The organism is Ruegeria sp. CF4 (genome assembly GCF_056537345.1).
Map to the genome: position 1 here is coordinate 66,751 of NZ_JBQFRJ010000010.1, position 14,201 is coordinate 80,951.

17 protein-coding genes are annotated in these 14,201 nt (G+C 60.5%); 10 read left to right on the plus strand and 7 right to left on the minus strand.

Going from position 1 to position 14,201, the window contains the following annotated elements; all coding sequences use genetic code 11:
* Positions 1-78 precede the first annotated feature (78 nt).
* Entirely contained in the window at positions 79-564 is a 486-nt protein-coding gene (locus tag ACR0NF_RS17455; RefSeq protein ID WP_480471576.1) for a redoxin family protein, read from the minus strand.
* 99 nt (positions 565-663) lie between these two features.
* On the opposite strand from ACR0NF_RS17455, the gene ACR0NF_RS17460 reads away from it, so the two are divergent.
* From ACR0NF_RS17460 to ACR0NF_RS17475, 4 genes are read left to right on the plus strand one after another with little or no spacing between them, the layout of a single operon-like run.
* The gene (locus ACR0NF_RS17460; RefSeq protein ID WP_480778707.1) at positions 664-1,875 is read left to right on the plus strand and encodes an NAD(P)/FAD-dependent oxidoreductase; all 1,212 of its coding nucleotides are present in this window, start codon (positions 664-666) and stop codon (positions 1,873-1,875) included.
* The gene (gene rsmD / locus ACR0NF_RS17465; RefSeq protein WP_480659938.1) at positions 1,872-2,429 is read left to right on the plus strand and encodes a 16S rRNA (guanine(966)-N(2))-methyltransferase RsmD; all 558 of its coding nucleotides are present in this window, start codon (positions 1,872-1,874) and stop codon (positions 2,427-2,429) included. The genes ACR0NF_RS17460 and rsmD overlap by 4 nt, the downstream gene beginning before the upstream one ends.
* Before the next feature lies 1 nt (position 2,430).
* Positions 2,431-3,066 (plus strand): HAD family hydrolase, encoded by a 636-nt coding sequence (locus ACR0NF_RS17470; protein ID WP_480659937.1) that lies wholly within the window; start codon positions 2,431-2,433, stop codon positions 3,064-3,066.
* 25 nt (positions 3,067-3,091) lie between these two features.
* Entirely contained in the window at positions 3,092-3,271 is a 180-nt protein-coding gene (locus ACR0NF_RS17475) for a hypothetical protein (RefSeq protein ID WP_480778678.1), read from the plus strand.
* On the opposite strand, the gene map is transcribed toward ACR0NF_RS17475, so the two are convergent.
* Complete coding sequence (gene map / locus ACR0NF_RS17480) at positions 3,259-4,071, minus strand: type I methionyl aminopeptidase (RefSeq protein WP_480471580.1); 813 nt, start codon at positions 4,069-4,071, stop codon at positions 3,259-3,261. The two genes, ACR0NF_RS17475 and map, sit on opposite strands and share 13 nt — an antisense overlap.
* A gap of 180 nt (positions 4,072-4,251) precedes the next feature.
* On the opposite strand from map, the gene ACR0NF_RS17485 reads away from it, so the two are divergent.
* Positions 4,252-5,910, plus strand: coding sequence for a tetratricopeptide repeat-containing sulfotransferase family protein (locus tag ACR0NF_RS17485; protein ID WP_480778679.1), 1,659 nt, complete (start codon positions 4,252-4,254; stop codon positions 5,908-5,910).
* 95 nt (positions 5,911-6,005) lie between these two features.
* Here ACR0NF_RS17485 and sfsA read toward each other — a convergent pair whose 3' ends face one another.
* On the minus strand, positions 6,006-6,710 hold the full coding sequence (gene sfsA, locus ACR0NF_RS17490) for a DNA/RNA nuclease SfsA (protein WP_480778680.1): 705 nt from the start codon (positions 6,708-6,710) through the stop codon (positions 6,006-6,008).
* A gap of 51 nt (positions 6,711-6,761) precedes the next feature.
* On the opposite strand from sfsA, the gene ACR0NF_RS17495 reads away from it, so the two are divergent.
* Genes ACR0NF_RS17495 through ACR0NF_RS17510 form a run of 4 tightly spaced genes read left to right on the plus strand, consistent with a single transcriptional unit; the run spans position 6,762 to position 9,673 of the window.
* Complete coding sequence (locus tag ACR0NF_RS17495) at positions 6,762-7,484, plus strand: competence/damage-inducible protein A (RefSeq protein WP_480778681.1); 723 nt, start codon at positions 6,762-6,764, stop codon at positions 7,482-7,484.
* Complete coding sequence (locus tag ACR0NF_RS17500; RefSeq protein WP_480471584.1) at positions 7,481-8,191, plus strand: GNAT family N-acetyltransferase; 711 nt, start codon at positions 7,481-7,483, stop codon at positions 8,189-8,191. Before ACR0NF_RS17495 ends, ACR0NF_RS17500 begins: the two co-directional genes overlap by 4 nt.
* A 10-nt stretch (positions 8,192-8,201) precedes the next feature.
* Entirely contained in the window at positions 8,202-8,774 is a 573-nt protein-coding gene (locus tag ACR0NF_RS17505) for a peroxidase-related enzyme (protein ID WP_480778682.1), read from the plus strand.
* Positions 8,771-9,673 (plus strand): OmpA family protein, encoded by a 903-nt coding sequence (locus tag ACR0NF_RS17510; RefSeq protein ID WP_480471586.1) that lies wholly within the window; start codon positions 8,771-8,773, stop codon positions 9,671-9,673. The genes ACR0NF_RS17505 and ACR0NF_RS17510 overlap by 4 nt, the downstream gene beginning before the upstream one ends.
* 64 nt (positions 9,674-9,737) lie before the next feature.
* Here ACR0NF_RS17510 and ACR0NF_RS17515 read toward each other — a convergent pair whose 3' ends face one another.
* Positions 9,738-10,643: a LysR family transcriptional regulator gene (locus ACR0NF_RS17515; protein WP_480471587.1), complete on the minus strand. Its 906-nt coding sequence runs from the start codon at positions 10,641-10,643 to the stop codon at positions 9,738-9,740.
* Positions 10,644-10,871: 228 nt separating this feature from the next.
* Here ACR0NF_RS17515 and ACR0NF_RS17520 point away from each other — a divergent pair, with 228 nt between their 5' ends.
* Positions 10,872-11,312 carry a DUF4399 domain-containing protein gene (locus ACR0NF_RS17520; RefSeq protein ID WP_480471588.1) on the plus strand — a complete coding sequence of 147 codons (441 nt, stop codon included), beginning with the start codon at positions 10,872-10,874 and terminating at the stop codon, positions 11,310-11,312.
* A gap of 26 nt (positions 11,313-11,338) precedes the next feature.
* Here the strand turns inward: ACR0NF_RS17520 and ACR0NF_RS17525 are convergent, their stop codons facing one another.
* The 3 genes from ACR0NF_RS17525 to ACR0NF_RS17535 form a co-directional block, all read right to left on the minus strand.
* Positions 11,339-11,731: a hypothetical protein gene (locus ACR0NF_RS17525; protein ID WP_480778683.1), complete on the minus strand. Its 393-nt coding sequence runs from the start codon at positions 11,729-11,731 to the stop codon at positions 11,339-11,341.
* Positions 11,728-11,979, minus strand: coding sequence for a hypothetical protein (locus tag ACR0NF_RS17530; RefSeq protein ID WP_480471590.1), 252 nt, complete (start codon positions 11,977-11,979; stop codon positions 11,728-11,730). The genes ACR0NF_RS17525 and ACR0NF_RS17530 overlap by 4 nt, the downstream gene beginning before the upstream one ends.
* A gap of 103 nt (positions 11,980-12,082) precedes the next feature.
* Positions 12,083-14,110, minus strand: coding sequence for an FAD-dependent oxidoreductase (locus ACR0NF_RS17535; protein WP_480471591.1), 2,028 nt, complete (start codon positions 14,108-14,110; stop codon positions 12,083-12,085).
* Positions 14,111-14,201 lie beyond the last annotated feature (91 nt).

Genomic DNA, 14,201 nt, shown 5'->3' on the forward strand with positions numbered 1-14,201 from the left:
CAAGTATTGGCGCATCGGGACGTTGCATCAAGTTAATTGCGCTTTATGTGGCCCCGGCCGGACCGAGGCCTTGATGGGTCAGATCACCTCAAGCAGGCCTTCGCCTGCCGAGATTTCGCAAGTGCCGGGGCTTTCTTCCAGGTTGAGGGCGACGACTTTGCCGTCCTCAACCAGCATTGCATAACGTTTTGATCGCGCGATCAGGCCCACAGGCGGGGCGTCGAAATCCATGCCGATGGCCTTGGTGAACTCGGACGCCGCGTCTGCCAGCATGGTCAACCCGGCCGCTGTTGCGCCGGTGCTTTCTCCCCAGGCGCCCATTACGAATGGGTCGTTGACCGAGATGCAGATGATTTCCTCCACACCTTTGGCATCGAACTGGTCTTTGGTCCGCATGAAGCTTGGTACGTGCGCGGTTGTGCAGGTTCCGGTAAACGCACCGGGTACAGCAAAGATCACAACCTTGCGCCCTTTGGTCTTATCTGAAATCCGAACCTCTTCAGGGCCTTCGGCACCCATCTGGATCAGCGTGGCCTCGGGCAGCATGTCACCTGTTGCAATCATTTTTACGCTCCTGTCATTTGGATTTGCAGAGTCGGGCTTTGCCGCAATATAGGTGGTCGAAAGAAAGAGACCATGGATATTCTGCAGGGTGGGCACAACATGAGCCATATCGTCGTGATCGGGGCAGGGCAGGCCGGTGCTTCTTTGGTAGCACGGCTGCGCAAGGACGGATTTGAGGGCGACATCACCCTGATCGGAGCCGAGCCGCATCTGCCCTATCAGCGCCCACCTCTGTCCAAGGCGTATCTGCTGGGCGAGATGGAACTGGAACGCCTGTTCCTGCGGCCTGAGAGCTTCTATGCCGACAACAACATCACCCTGCGTCTGGGTCAGCGCGTCACGGCGATTGATCCGCGGGCCAAGACTGTAATGGTTGGCGATGAAGTCATCGCATATGACGAACTGGCGCTGACCACCGGGTCCGACCCGCGCCGCCTGCCCTCGGCCATCGGGGGCGATCTTCAGGGCGTCCACGTGGTGCGCGACCTGGCCCATATCGACGAGATGGAGCCTCGCGTGACCGAAGGCGCACGCGCGCTGATCGTCGGTGGCGGTTATATCGGGCTTGAGGCCGCAGCGGTTTGCGCCAAGCGCGGGGTTAAGGTGACTCTGGTCGAGATGGCCGAGCGCATCCTGCAGCGCGTCGCCGCGAAAGAGACCAGCGACTATTTCCGCGCGTTGCACAGCGAATACGGTGCAGATATTCGTGAGGGCGTCGGGTTGGATCGTCTGGTTGGTGAAAACGGCAAGGTGACGGGTGCCGTTCTGACCGACGGCACCGAATTGCAGGTGGATTTCGTCGTGGTTGGCGTCGGCATTGCGCCGTCAACGCAACTAGCTGAACTGGCGGGGCTGGAATTGGACAATGGCATCAAGACCGACGCCCATGGCCGCACCTCGGATCCGTCGATCTGGGCGGCGGGCGATTGCGCCTCGTTCCCGCATGGCGAAGGTCGTATCCGTCTGGAAAGCGTGCCCAACGCCATTGATCAGGCTGAGATTGTGGCCCAGAACATGCTGGGCGCGGCTAAGGATTACACCGCAACGCCGTGGTTCTGGTCGGATCAGTATGACGTCAAGCTGCAGATCGCCGGGCTGAACACGGGCTACGACCGCGTTGTGACTCGCAAGGGTGAAGGCGCGACGGTGTCCTTCTGGTATTACAACGGTGATCAGCTGATTGCGGTGGACGCGATGAACGACCCACGCGCCTATATGGTTGGCAAACGCCTGATCGATGCGGGCAAGACCGCTGATCCGGCGGTTGTGGCTGACCCGGATGCGGACCTGAAACCGTTGCTCAAAGCGTGAGGATCATCGCCGGAGATTTCCGGGGCCGGGCGCTTGCTTCGGTCGGCAAAGGCGATGCGGGCGCGCATCTGCGCCCCACCACCGACCGGGTGCGGGAAAGCCTGTTCAACGTCCTGACCCATCAGATCGACTTTGAGGGTTTGCATGTGCTCGACCTGTTTGCAGGAACCGGAGCGCTGGGGCTGGAAGCATTGTCGCGCGGTGCGGCCCATGTCACCTTCGTCGATGACGGGCGGGTCGCGCAGGGTCTGATCCGAAAGAATATCGACCTGACCGGAAGCCCAGGCCAGACCACGCTGATCCGCCGCGATGCGACCCGACTTGGTGAAAATCCGGGCACGGCCTGCGATCTGGTCTTCCTCGATCCACCCTATGGCAAATCTCTGGGCCAAAAGGCGCTGGCCACAGCCCTGCAAGGCGGCTGGCTGGCCGATGACGCCCTGATCGTGTGGGAGGAAAACGCCCCCATGACTGCGCCCGAGGGCTTCTCGCTGCACGATACGCGGAAATATGGCGACACGCATATTTCATTGATGTGGCGCATAGGGGGCTGAGATGCACGATCTGGTCATCTTCGATTGCGACGGCGTTCTGGTGGATAGCGAAGTCCGGTCCAATCAGGTCATCGTCGATAATCTCGCAGGGTATGACCTGCATCTGTCTCTCGCCGAATGCATGTCCCTGTTTGTTGGCGGCACCATGACCGGTGTGCGTGATAAGGCGCGCAACCTCGGCGCGGATTTGCCGGATGACTGGGTCGATCAGATCTATGCTGAAACCTATGAGGCGCTGCGAGCAGGTACGCCGCTGGTCACAGGCATTCCGGAGCTGCTGGCGCAACTGGATGCGCAGGGCCTTCCATATTGTGTCGCCTCGAATGGCAGCCCCGACAAAATGCAAATCACGTTGGGTCAGAACGGGCTGTGGGAGCGGTTCAGCAAGGTCAGTTTCTCGGCCCACGTGCTGGGAACCGGCAAACCGGATCCGACGCTGTTCCTGACCGCTGCGCAGCATTTCAATGCCAAATCCCCGGTTGTCATCGAAGACAGCGAAAACGGTGTCAACGCAGCCATCCGGGCCAATATGCGTTGCCTTGCCTATGCAGCCCACGATGACGGCGCGCGGTTGGCTGCACTTGGGGCCGAGGTTTTTACGGACATGTCACAAGTGCCGGGGCTTTTGGGACTCTGAGTGCGAAACGTGTTATGGTCGCGCCATGGACCGCGCCATCACACCTCCGCTCTGGGCTTTCTCGACAGACAGCGACACCACGACCGGACCGCCGCCCAAGCCGATGCGCGCGCCGGTATTCATCCACGACGCGGTCATCCCCTGGCGGGATGAAACCTTGCTGCTGAAGCTGTTACGCGATCAGGCCGAAGATCAGGACGAATAAGTCGGGTGGTATTTCCCGCCTGGTGACAGGGTGAAAATCTCAACCCCGTCTGCGGTCACACCCACCGAATGCTCGAACTGCGCCGACAGCGACTTGTCGCGGGTCACGGCAGTCCAGTCATCGGACAGAGTCTTGGTTTCGGGGCGTCCCAGATTGACCATCGGCTCGATGGTAAAGAACATGCCCTCTTCCAGAACCGCGCCGGTGCCCGGACGGCCATAATGCAGAACATTCGGCGGCGCGTGGAACACCCGGCCCAGCCCGTGGCCGCAGAAATCGCGGACAACGCTCATCCGGTGCGCCTCGACATAGGCCTGAATGGCGTGGCCGATATCACCGAACGTATTGCCCGGCTTGACCATCTCGATGCCCTTGAACAGCGCGTCATGGGTCACCTGGATCAGACGTTCCGCCTTGCGCGGCAGTTTCCCGGCCACATACATGCGCGAGGTGTCGCCGAACCAGCCATCGACGATGACGGTGACGTCGATATTTAGGATATCGCCATCCTTCAGCTTTTTCTCACCCGGGATGCCGTGGCAGACCACATGATTCACGCTGATGCAGCTGGCGTGCTGATAGCCCTTGTAGCCGATCGTCGCCGAGGTCGCGCCTGCGTCCTCGACCATCTGGGTGATCAGCCCATCAATTGCGCCTGTGGTCTGACCCACAAACACATGCTCTGCGATGTCATCCAAAATCCGCGCAGCCAAGGCCCCTGCCGCGTGCATCCCGGCAAAGTCCCCCTGTTCATAGATGCGGATACCGTCTTTGGTCAGACGGCCACGATGCTCTTTCATCGACGCCAAGCTCCAAATATCTCGCGCAGCACTCTATTTACGATGCTTGTGCAGAAAGTTCCAGAGGTCTCAGCGTCACATGATTGATGCATCGGGCGTGATCATATGTGGACCCCCCCGCATCTATGATCTAGCACAGGGTGAACCAGAACATATGTGAAATGACGGAAGGGCAGGCAAATGCCGAAAGTGGACCAGCTGCGGGCTGAGATTGCCAGCATAACCGACCTGCTCAAGAAAGGTCGGCCCGACCGGGCTTTGAAACGGGCAACCAAGGCGGCCAAGAAATGGCCAAAGGTGGCGGCGCTTCCCCGGTTGGCGGGTCTTTGCGCGGTTCAGCAGCAAAACCCGAAAATGGCGCAGACTTATTTCCAGCGCGCCTGGCGAATGGACCCCGGTAATGCGGACCTGATTCAGAACTACGGGCTGAGCCTGATTCAGGCCGGCGACTCGGCGGATGCGGTGCGGTTCATCGACAAGATCGCGGCGCGGGCACCTCTGACGCCACAACAGCAGTTTCTGCGGGCCATGGCGTTGCTGCGCGAACATCAGGGTGAACAGGCGCTGATCGCGATTGACGAGGTTATCGCGGGGCAACCCAACCATCTGGAGGCGCACTGCCTCAAAGCGGATATCCTGGATGAGCTTCACCGGTGGGAAGACGCCATTGGCGCGCTCACCACCCTGACCGAAGAACACCCGAAGTTCCACTTTGGCCATTTGCGCCTGACCCGATCGCTGGTCGGTGTCGGGCGACTGGACGAGGCGCTGGAGCGCGCGCGCATTGCCTTCAAGCTGACCCCTTCTGATCGTGAAACGCTCGAATTGATGACCACGCTGCCGGGGCTTACGGCGGATGATCTGTCCTCGCTCAAGGTGCAGATTTCGTTGCTGATCAAGCAACAGCCCACGGCAAATCCGCAGGGTGACGCAATGGTGCAGTTTGCGGCTGCGACGCTGGCCCGCAAGGACAAGAACCAAGCGTCCGAGCTGCAGCATCTGGATCAGGCTCACCGCCTGCTGAGTGAGGGCTTCCAAGGATGGGAGGAGCGTAGCGCGCAGGCTTTCCATAAGCGTCTCGCTGCGCCTCTGCCCGCCGCTGCCCCCGGCCCGCGCCCGGATGTACCACGTCCGATTTTCGTGGTCGGTCTTCCGCGGTCTGGCACAACGCTGGTCGAGCGGATCTTGTCCGCGCATTCCGGCGTTCAGGGGTTGGGCGAACTTGCAAGCGTTGATAACTGGGCCAGAAAATCCAGCCCGTCAGACTTGAAAAAGGCTGATACCCTTGCACAATTCTACGTCGACCATTTACCTGAGCTGAGCACGGGTCTGACGGCTTTTGTAGACAAGGCGCCCGGGAACTATGCCTATCTCGGGGCCATCGCGCAGGCCTTTCCGGATGCGCTGATCCTGAATGTCGCCCGCGACCCCCGGGACATTGCCCTGTCGATGTGGCGTGCCCATTTCGGGGCTGGTGGATTGTATTTCACGCATGATTTCAAATGGATGGCAGCCGAGGCCAACCGGTATCGCCGCTATATCGACCACTGGCAGAACCTGTTACCGGGGCGCATCCACACCATCCGCTACGAGACGCTTGTCAGCGACCTGGAGACCTCTGTTTCCGAGCTTGCGGCGCTTTGCGATCTGCCGTTCGAAGAGGCGATGTTGTCACCGCAAAGCTCGACAGATGCCGTCAGAACCGCCAGCGAGCTGCAGGTCAGGCAAGCGGTCACGACATCTTCGGTTGGACGTTGGCGAACGGTCGGAGACCATTTTGCCCCCTTCATAGGTGCGCTCGATGTCGAGCTATGGCCCGAGCTTGCGACCGATCCCTGATCAAGTCTCATGAATTGTGGCCGCCGACATGGGGCGCAGAAATGTGCCGACGCTCGGATGCGCAAACGCCCCGAGGTCGCGGTCAAACGGTTCACCTATGCCGGAGCGGCCAGGCTCTGCGCGGGGTCAACCCAGACCCCTTCCGGTGTGATCCGGGTGCCGACAATCAGGCGTTCAACGCCTGTTGCGGCTTCGTATGCGGCGGCATAGGCCGGGTCGATATCCGCAGCCAGCGCAAATCGGTCGCAATCGGTGCGTTGCACCAGATACAGCATCACCGCCCGGTGTCCCTGCGCCGCCATCATCGCCAACTCACCCAGATGTTTGGTGCCCCGTGCGGTGACACTGTCGGGGAATTCGGCCAGACCGGGTTGGCGCGAGAGGGTGACGCTTTTGACCTCGACATAAGCATCGGGCAGGCCCGGCTGGGTCAGCAGAAAGTCGATCCGGCTGTTTTCGCCGTATTTGACCTCGGGGCGCACGGTTTCATAGGCTGTCAGTTCGGGGATTTTCCGCGCCATCAAAGCCGCGCGTAATGCCTTGTTCGGGACAGAAGTATCGACCCCGGTGAAATGCCCGTTCTCATGATCGACCAGCCGCCAGCCGTATTTCAGCTTTTTCTTCGGGTCGTCATTGGGTTCCAGCCAGATTTTCTCACCCGGTTCCGCCAGACCCATCATTGATCCGGGATTGGCGCAATGGGCCGTGACCTCTCGCCCGTCCTCCAACGTGCAATCGGCGAGAAAGCGTTTATAGCGGCGGATCAGGCGGGCGGGGACAAGGGGGGTTTCAAATCGCATGGCCAAGGGCCTATACCTGCCCTAACGGTCGATCAAGAGGGAGGGCGCGCCATGGCCAATCCAACCGCTGCAATGCTTGTGATCGGGGATGAGATCCTCTCGGGCCGCACCCGCGACGCCAACATGCATTACCTTGCTGGCGAACTGACCAAACAGGGCATCGACCTGAAAGAGGTGCGGATCGTCAGCGACGACGCCCTGGCGATCGAGACTGCGGTCAAGGCTCTGTCCGAAACCTATGACAATGTCTTTACCAGCGGCGGCATCGGTCCGACCCATGACGATATCACTGCCGATTGCATCGCGCGCGCCTTTGGGGCGCATATCGATATCCGCGCCGATGCCCGCGCATTGCTTGAGGCGCATTACGACAAATCGGGGTTGGAACTGAACGCGGCCCGGCTGCGGATGGCGCGTATCCCCGATGGCGCTGCCTTGATCGACAACCCGGTTTCGACCGCGCCGGGGTTCACGCTTGGAAATGTGCATGTGATGGCCGGGGTCCCATCGGTCTTTCGCGCCATGGTCGCCAGCGTGCTGCCTGCGCTGACCGGCGGCAGCCCGCTCTTGTCCCAGACCCTGCGCGTGGATCGCGGCGAGGGTGACATCGCGGCAACGTTGGCCGTGCTGGCCGAGGATTTCGACGATCTCTCGATCGGCTGCTATCCGTTTCAGATCAACGGCGTCTTTGGGGCCAATGTCGTGGTGCGCGGCATCGAAGGCGGGCGCATCGACGCCGCCATCACCCGTCTCGCAAAAGAGCTTGAGCTTTGAGCGTCAACTGGTCTGAAGTCGTTGACGGCACATGGCCCGCCGCCGGGTTTGAAACGCTGGGGCCGTTCAGATTGCGCAAGGGGCAGGGTGGCGGCTCACGCGTGTCCGCGGCCAGCCTTGTCGGCGATATGACGGACGCAGATATCGACGCCGCCGAGGCCGCGATGCAGGCCATGGGCCAGAAACGGATCTTTTGCCTCCGGCCGGGGGATGAGGCGCTGGACGCACAGCTTGCCGCGCGTGGCTACGATATCCTCGACCCGGTCAACATCTATACCTGCCCGGCAGAACAGCTGACCGCTACTCCGATCCCACGCGTGACCGTGTTCAACATCTGGGAACCACTGGCGATCATGCGCGAGATCTGGGCGCAGGGCGGGATCGGGCCAGAGCGTCTGGCCATCATGCACCGGGCGCCGGGGCCGAAGACGGGCCTCTTGATGCGCCACAGCGATCAGCCTGCGGGGACCGGCTTTGTTGCGATCCATGAAGGCGTCGCCATGGTGCACGCGCTGGAAATCCTGCCGGACCATCGCCGTCAGGGCATGGGGGGATGGGCCATGCGTGCTGCGGCTTTCTGGGCGCTGGACAATGGCGCCGAGACCCTTAGCGTGATTTGCACAAAGGCGAATGCGGGGGCCAACGGGCTCTACCACGCGCTGGGGATGGAGATCGCCGGAGAATATCACTACCGGCATTACGTTTGAGGAGAGTGAAGTGACCACGCAGGACCTGCCCACCGCCCTGAATCTGGCTCAGATGGACCCTCTGCCACCAGAGACGCAGAAGTATTTTGATATCTGTGTCGAAAAGCTGGGCATGGTGCCCAATGTGTTGCGGGCCTATGCGTTCGACGTCGAAAAGCTGAGTGCATTCACGGCGATGTATAACGATCTGATGCTGGCCGAGAGTGGCTTGTCCAAATTGGAGCGTGAGATGATCGCGGTTGTCGTCTCGTCCATCAACAAATGTTTCTATTGCCTCGTGGCCCATGGCGCGGCGGTGCGACAGCTTTCCGGCGATCCACAATTGGGTGAGATGCTGGTGATGAACTACCTCGTCGCACCATTGGATGACCGCCAGCGCGCGATGCTCGATTTCGCCGCCAAAATGACCTCGGCCAGCACTACGATCGAAGAACCCGATCGCCAGCGTCTGCGCGATGCAGGGTTCAGCGACCGGGATATCTGGGACATCGCCAATGTGGCCGGTTTCTTCAACATGACCAACCGCGTGGCCAGCGCCACCGCGATGGTCCCGAACCCCGAGTATCACGCCCAGTTCCGATGATCCGCTGCCTCTCTCTATTCTTTGTCCTTCTGGCGGGAACCGCCTTCGCGCAGGAGCTTGTCCTGCCCAGCAGCGCCCGTCAAATCAGTGAACGGATCAGCTCGCTCGACAGCTATGATCTGCCCACTGGCGTGTTTGCCGATGGCGCGGTGCCCGTGCAAACGGTCGAGGGGCGGGTGGAGCGCCTGACATGGCGCTTGCAGGCCGGGTCCAGCACGACGCTACAGATCCTCGCCCCGCTGCGCGATCAGCTGCAGGCGCAGGGCTATGACATCACCTTCGAATGCGAGGCGCGCAATTGCGGCGGCTTCGATTTTCGCTTTGGCACCGAGGTCGTGCCGACCCCTGACATGTATGTGGCGATCCACGATTATCGTTTTCTTTCCGCCACCAAGGGTGACGACGCGCTGAGCCTGTTGGTCAGCCGTAATGAGCCCGACGGCTATGTGCAGATGATCCGCGTGACGCCTGTCGGAACCCAGCCTGCGCCACCTTTGGTGATCGAGGAAGCTGCCGACAGTACGACCGGTCTGTTGAGTGAGCTCAGCCAGAACGGTCACGTGATCCTTGACGATCTGCATTTCCGGACCGGCGAGGTTGCATTGGGCGAGGGGCCTTTTACCTCGCTGAGCCTGCTTGCGGACTATCTGACCGACAATCCGCAGGTCCGTCTGGCGTTGGTCGGGCACACCGATGATACCGGCGCGCTGCAGGCCAATATTACGGTCAGCATGAAGCGTGCCGACGCGGTTCGGTCCCGCCTGATCGAGGCGCACGGCATCGCCGCCGACCGGATCGAGGCAGAGGGCGCGGGTTATCTCGCCCCCATCACCTCGAATGCGACACCCGAGGGGCGCGACATCAACCGCCGGGTCGAGGCCGTATTGCTGATCAACTGATCCCTGAAACAAAAAAAGACCCGCGCTTTTCAGCACGGGCCACCGAGGTACTTCAGGGAGAATTCTACCAGTCCATCGCGCCTTTTTCAGCATAGGCGTCGACAAGAAAATCAATGAATGCCCGAACCTTGGGCTGGGTGAAGCGGCCTGGCGGGTAAACAGCATAGATGCCCTGAACCTCATCCGGCAGTGACGGCATGGCGTCCACAACCTCACCCGATTTCAGCGCGTCAGCATAGAGATAGCTGGGCAGATGTGCGATCCCCAGCCCCGAAATGGCGGCATTCAGCAGCGATTGCCCGTCATTCACGCTCAGCCAGCCAGCTGTGCGCACTTGACGCTTTTCACCCGACGGCGCGGTCAGTTTCCAGACACTGCCCGAAGACTGGCTGGAATAATGCAGCAGCTTGTGTTCGTTCAGATCGTCGATCTTTTGCGGGCGGCCGAACTGTTCGATATATTTCGGCGATGCGACCAGACGTTTGACCGTCTCGGTCAGTTTACGGGCGCGCAGGGTGCTGTCCTCCAGCTCTCCGATACGCACGGCCACATCAAACCCTTCCGAAATCAGTTCCACATAGCGGTTGTTGAGCACCATATTCACAGTGATCTCGGGATAGGCAGACAGGAAATCCGACAGTACCGGCGACAGATGATTGACGCCGAAATCCGTTGCCACACTGATCCGCAACAGACCAGAGGGCGCCGATTGCATCGAGGTCACCAGCGCATCCGCTTCGCCCGCGTCATTCAGAACGCGACGGGCGCGGTCATAATAGGCCAGTCCAATCTCGGTCGGTGATACACGGCGTGTGGTGCGGTTCAGCAGCCTCGCACCCAGCCGCGCCTCAAGGCTCGACACGTGTTTGGAAACGGCCGATTTGGAGATGCCCATTTTTTTGGCCGCGTCGGTGAAACCCCCTTGGTCCACCACGTTGGAAAAGGCCTCCATTTCGGTCAGTCGATCCATTCTCGTTCCCCAGGTCTTCTGTTCGTTGTCTCTTTATTGCGATCAATCTGGGCGAGAACTGGGCAGACATGGGATAATATCAGGGTTTTGAATCGGATCGTTTGCGACTGGGAAACGCCGAAATGGGCAGGAGCCAACCTGTGGGTTTATGCGCAAATCCCCGATTTCTGGACTTTTTCCCAATCGTGCTATGATCAGGATGGCATTTTTGTGACCAAGGAGGAGAGTATGAAAGCCTATTTCACAGCCGCCATCCTGAGTCTTGCAGCAACCCTTTCCTGGGCCGCGGGTGAGACGCCCGCGAACCCCGATGCGAAGGTCTATTTCGTCAACCTGTCTGACGGGGATACGGTGCAATCACCCGTCACGATTGTATTCGGCCTCAGCGGTATGGGCGTCGCGCCAGCCGGAACCGAGGCTGAAAACACCGGCCACCACCACTTGTTGATTGATCGCCCTCCGCTGGGGCAGGGCGAGGACGGTGCGGATGAGCTGGCTTACGGCCTGCCCGCCGATGAAAACCACATGCATTTCGGCGGCGGCCAGACCGAGGTGACATTGGACATGGAGCCCGGCGCACACACGCTGCAGCTGGTTCTGGGCGATGCGGGCCACGTGCCCCACGCAACGCCAATCATGTCCGAAGTGATCACGATCAACGTCGAGTAGGCGTCTCGCGCTCTACCCGATGCCGGTTATGCGGCGATGGGCAGCAGGAACACGCCACGGGCAAGGTCGGAGTCCAGACGGTCGTTCGAATACCATTGCTTCAGCACGGATTTGGACATCAGATCCGGGTTGGCCGATACAAAATCCTCAAAACCGGCGGCCTGAGTGCCGGCCATACGCTCGGCAATCAGGCTCATGAACGCGTATGTGATCGTCAGATTGAATTTCATCGGGGCACCGGCCTTGGCGGCCAGCGTCCGAATGCCTTTAGCGTATGTCGCCGCCGCATCGATGAAGTCATATTTGCGCAACAGATCATAGGCCACCCGTACATGTTCTGCATGACCGAAGGTACTGTTGTCGATGGAATGTGCTTCAACTGCGCGGGTGATGTCGGCGCATTGGCCTGAGTCATTCATTCTGTATCCTCCTTGAAGTTGTGGCTGTCCTCGGCGGTCCATTCCAGTTCGTAAACGCTTTTTAGCTGTTTGATTTTCTCAAGCGTTTCTTCGGAAAACGGTGGTTTGTTTTCAAAACTGTGCAGCGCAATGCCCTCAACCAGATCACCAAGAGACATGTCCAGCGACTCCGCCAGCCCTTTGAGGACTTTCAGCAGCCGCTTTTCGATTCGAATTCCAGTCTGGGTGCGTTCAATCTTTTTACTCATATGGTACATATGTACATAGACAACATCAGAGTCAACTGCGCAAAAAAGGCCGCTTCCTGAGAAGCGACCTCCGAGAGCGAAGCGCTCTAGTGCTGCCTTTACATCAAAACGTCGCCGCCAGCCGCGTGCCCTGATTGATCGCGCGTTTCGCGTCCAGTTCGGCGGCCACATCCGCGCCGCCGATCACGTGACAGGCGATCCCGCGTTCGCTCAGTTCATCGGCCAGCGACCGGTCCGAGACCTGTCCGGCGCAGAGCACTATCGTATCTGCCGCAATCACCGTCGGATCGTCGCGGGTTTCGCCAAAGCTGACATGCAGGCCGTCCTCATCGATGCGTTCGTAATTCACGCCGCCCACGAAATTGACGTCCTTCATCTTGAGCGTCGCCCGGTGAATCCAGCCCGTCGTCTTGCCCAGCCCTTTGCCGTGCCGCTGTGCCTTGCGCTGCAACAACGTGACCTGGCGGGCCGGGGCCGCAGGTTGCGGTCCCTCCGGTGCCAGGCCCGAACGGTGTGCCTCGGGGTCGGTCACGCCCCATTCCCTCATCCACAGCGGCAGGTCGGTGGCGGGGCTGTGCCCGTCCTCCAGCAGGAACTCGGACACGTCAAAACCAATCCCGCCCGCGCCGATCACGGCGACGGATTTGCCAACCTCGGCCTTGCCGCGCAGCACGTCGATATAGCTGAGGACTGAGTCGCGCTCCTGCCCTGGAATCTGCGGATCGCGTGGGGTGACACCGGTGGCGATGACCACTTCGTCAAAGCCGGTCAGATCATCGGCACCGACCTCGCGGTTCAGTTCAACGGTCACACCCAGATCGTCCATCATGGTGCGATACCAGTCGACCAGTCCCCAGAACTCCTCTTTCCCCGGCACCTGCTTGGCCATGTTCAACTGGCCGCCAATCTCAGCGGCGCGGTCGAACAGGGTGACAGCATGGCCGCGCTGGGCCGCTGTCATCGCAGTGGACAGACCAGCCGGACCGGCACCCACGATGGCCACGGTCTTGGGCGCCTCGGCCTTGCCGATCACCAGCTCCGTCTCATGACAGGCGCGTGGGTTCACCAAACACGAGGTCAGTTTGCCCCCGAACGTATGATCCAGACAGGCCTGATTGCAGGCAATGCATGGCGCGATCTTCGCAGCCTCGCCCGCAATCGCCTTGTTGACGAAATCCGCATCCGCCAGCATGGGCCGCGCCAGCGAAACCATATCGGCGCATCCGGTCGACAGAACCTCTTCGGCCACTTCCGGCGTATTGATCCGGTTCGAGGTGATCACCGGGATCGAAACTTTGCCCATCAGCTTCTTCGTCACCCATGCGAACGCCGCGCGAGGCACGGAGGTTGCGATGGTCGGTATCCGCGCCTCGTGCCAGCCGATGCCGGTGTTGATGATCGTCGCCCCGGCCCGCTCGATCCGCTGCGCCAGCTCCACCACTTCCTCATGGGTCGAGCCATTGGGCACCAGATCGATCATCGACAGGCGATAGATGATGATGAAATCGGTGCCCACGGCTTCGCGTGTACGTTGCACAACTTCGATAGGCAGGCGCATCCGGTTTTCATAGGACCCGCCCCAGCGATCCTCACGCTTGTTGGTATGGTTCACCAGGAACTGGTTCAGGAAATACCCCTCGGACCCCATGATCTCGACCCCGTCATAGCCCGCCCGCTGCGCCAGAACAGCGGCGTTGACGATGTCGGCGATCTGCTTCTCGATCCCGTCCTCGTCCAACTCATGCGGCGGGAAGGGCGAGATCGGAGATTTCACCGGGCTCGGCGCCACGCATTTCGGCCCATAGGCATAGCGCCCCGCGTGCAGAATCTGCATCGCGATCTTGCCACCGGCCCCATGCACACGGTCGGTCACGATGGAATGGTTCGCCACATCCTTCTCGGTGGTCATCATTGACGCCCCCGGCAGCACCGAGCCCTCAAGGTTCGGACCAATCCCGCCCGTCACCATCAGCGCCACACCCCCACGTGCCCGGTCGGCATAGAACTCGGCCACCCGGTTCCAGTCGCCGGTCTCTTCCAGCCCGGTATGCATCGACCCCATCAGCACCCGGTTTTTCAGAGTGGTAAAGCCCAGATCCAGCGGGGCCAGCATGTTTGGGTACGCGGTCATGGCGAAACTCTCCCTCCCGATTTCGAGGGCTAGATTGACCTCCGCGTCATCTTTGTCACGCGAAACCTAACGTCATTCCCTTTGCCTTCGG

Bases quoted from the DNA above. Each gene is read 5' to 3' on its own strand.
- ACR0NF_RS17515 (WP_480471587.1), bottom strand. From the start codon at position 10,643: ATGGATCGACTGACCGAAATGGAGGCCTTTTCCAACGTGGTGGACCAA.
- ACR0NF_RS17520 (WP_480471588.1), top strand. From the start codon at position 10,872: ATGAAAGCCTATTTCACAGCCGCCATCCTGAGTCTTGCAGCAACCCTT.
- ACR0NF_RS17510 (WP_480471586.1), top strand. From the start codon at position 8,771: ATGATCCGCTGCCTCTCTCTATTCTTTGTCCTTCTGGCGGGAACCGCC.
- ACR0NF_RS17475 (WP_480778678.1), top strand. From the start codon at position 3,092: ATGGACCGCGCCATCACACCTCCGCTCTGGGCTTTCTCGACAGACAGC.
- ACR0NF_RS17460 (WP_480778707.1), top strand. From the start codon at position 664: ATGAGCCATATCGTCGTGATCGGGGCAGGGCAGGCCGGTGCTTCTTTG.
- ACR0NF_RS17455 (WP_480471576.1), bottom strand. From the start codon at position 564: ATGATTGCAACAGGTGACATGCTGCCCGAGGCCACGCTGATCCAGATG.
- ACR0NF_RS17470 (WP_480659937.1), top strand. From the start codon at position 2,431: ATGCACGATCTGGTCATCTTCGATTGCGACGGCGTTCTGGTGGATAGC.
- map (WP_480471580.1), bottom strand. From the start codon at position 4,071: ATGAAAGAGCATCGTGGCCGTCTGACCAAAGACGGTATCCGCATCTAT.
- ACR0NF_RS17495 (WP_480778681.1), top strand. From the start codon at position 6,762: ATGGCCAATCCAACCGCTGCAATGCTTGTGATCGGGGATGAGATCCTC.
- ACR0NF_RS17485 (WP_480778679.1), top strand. From the start codon at position 4,252: ATGCCGAAAGTGGACCAGCTGCGGGCTGAGATTGCCAGCATAACCGAC.
- ACR0NF_RS17535 (WP_480471591.1), bottom strand. From the start codon at position 14,110: ATGACCGCGTACCCAAACATGCTGGCCCCGCTGGATCTGGGCTTTACC.
- ACR0NF_RS17530 (WP_480471590.1), bottom strand. From the start codon at position 11,979: ATGAGTAAAAAGATTGAACGCACCCAGACTGGAATTCGAATCGAAAAG.
- sfsA (WP_480778680.1), bottom strand. From the start codon at position 6,710: ATGCGATTTGAAACCCCCCTTGTCCCCGCCCGCCTGATCCGCCGCTAT.
- ACR0NF_RS17525 (WP_480778683.1), bottom strand. From the start codon at position 11,731: ATGAATGACTCAGGCCAATGCGCCGACATCACCCGCGCAGTTGAAGCA.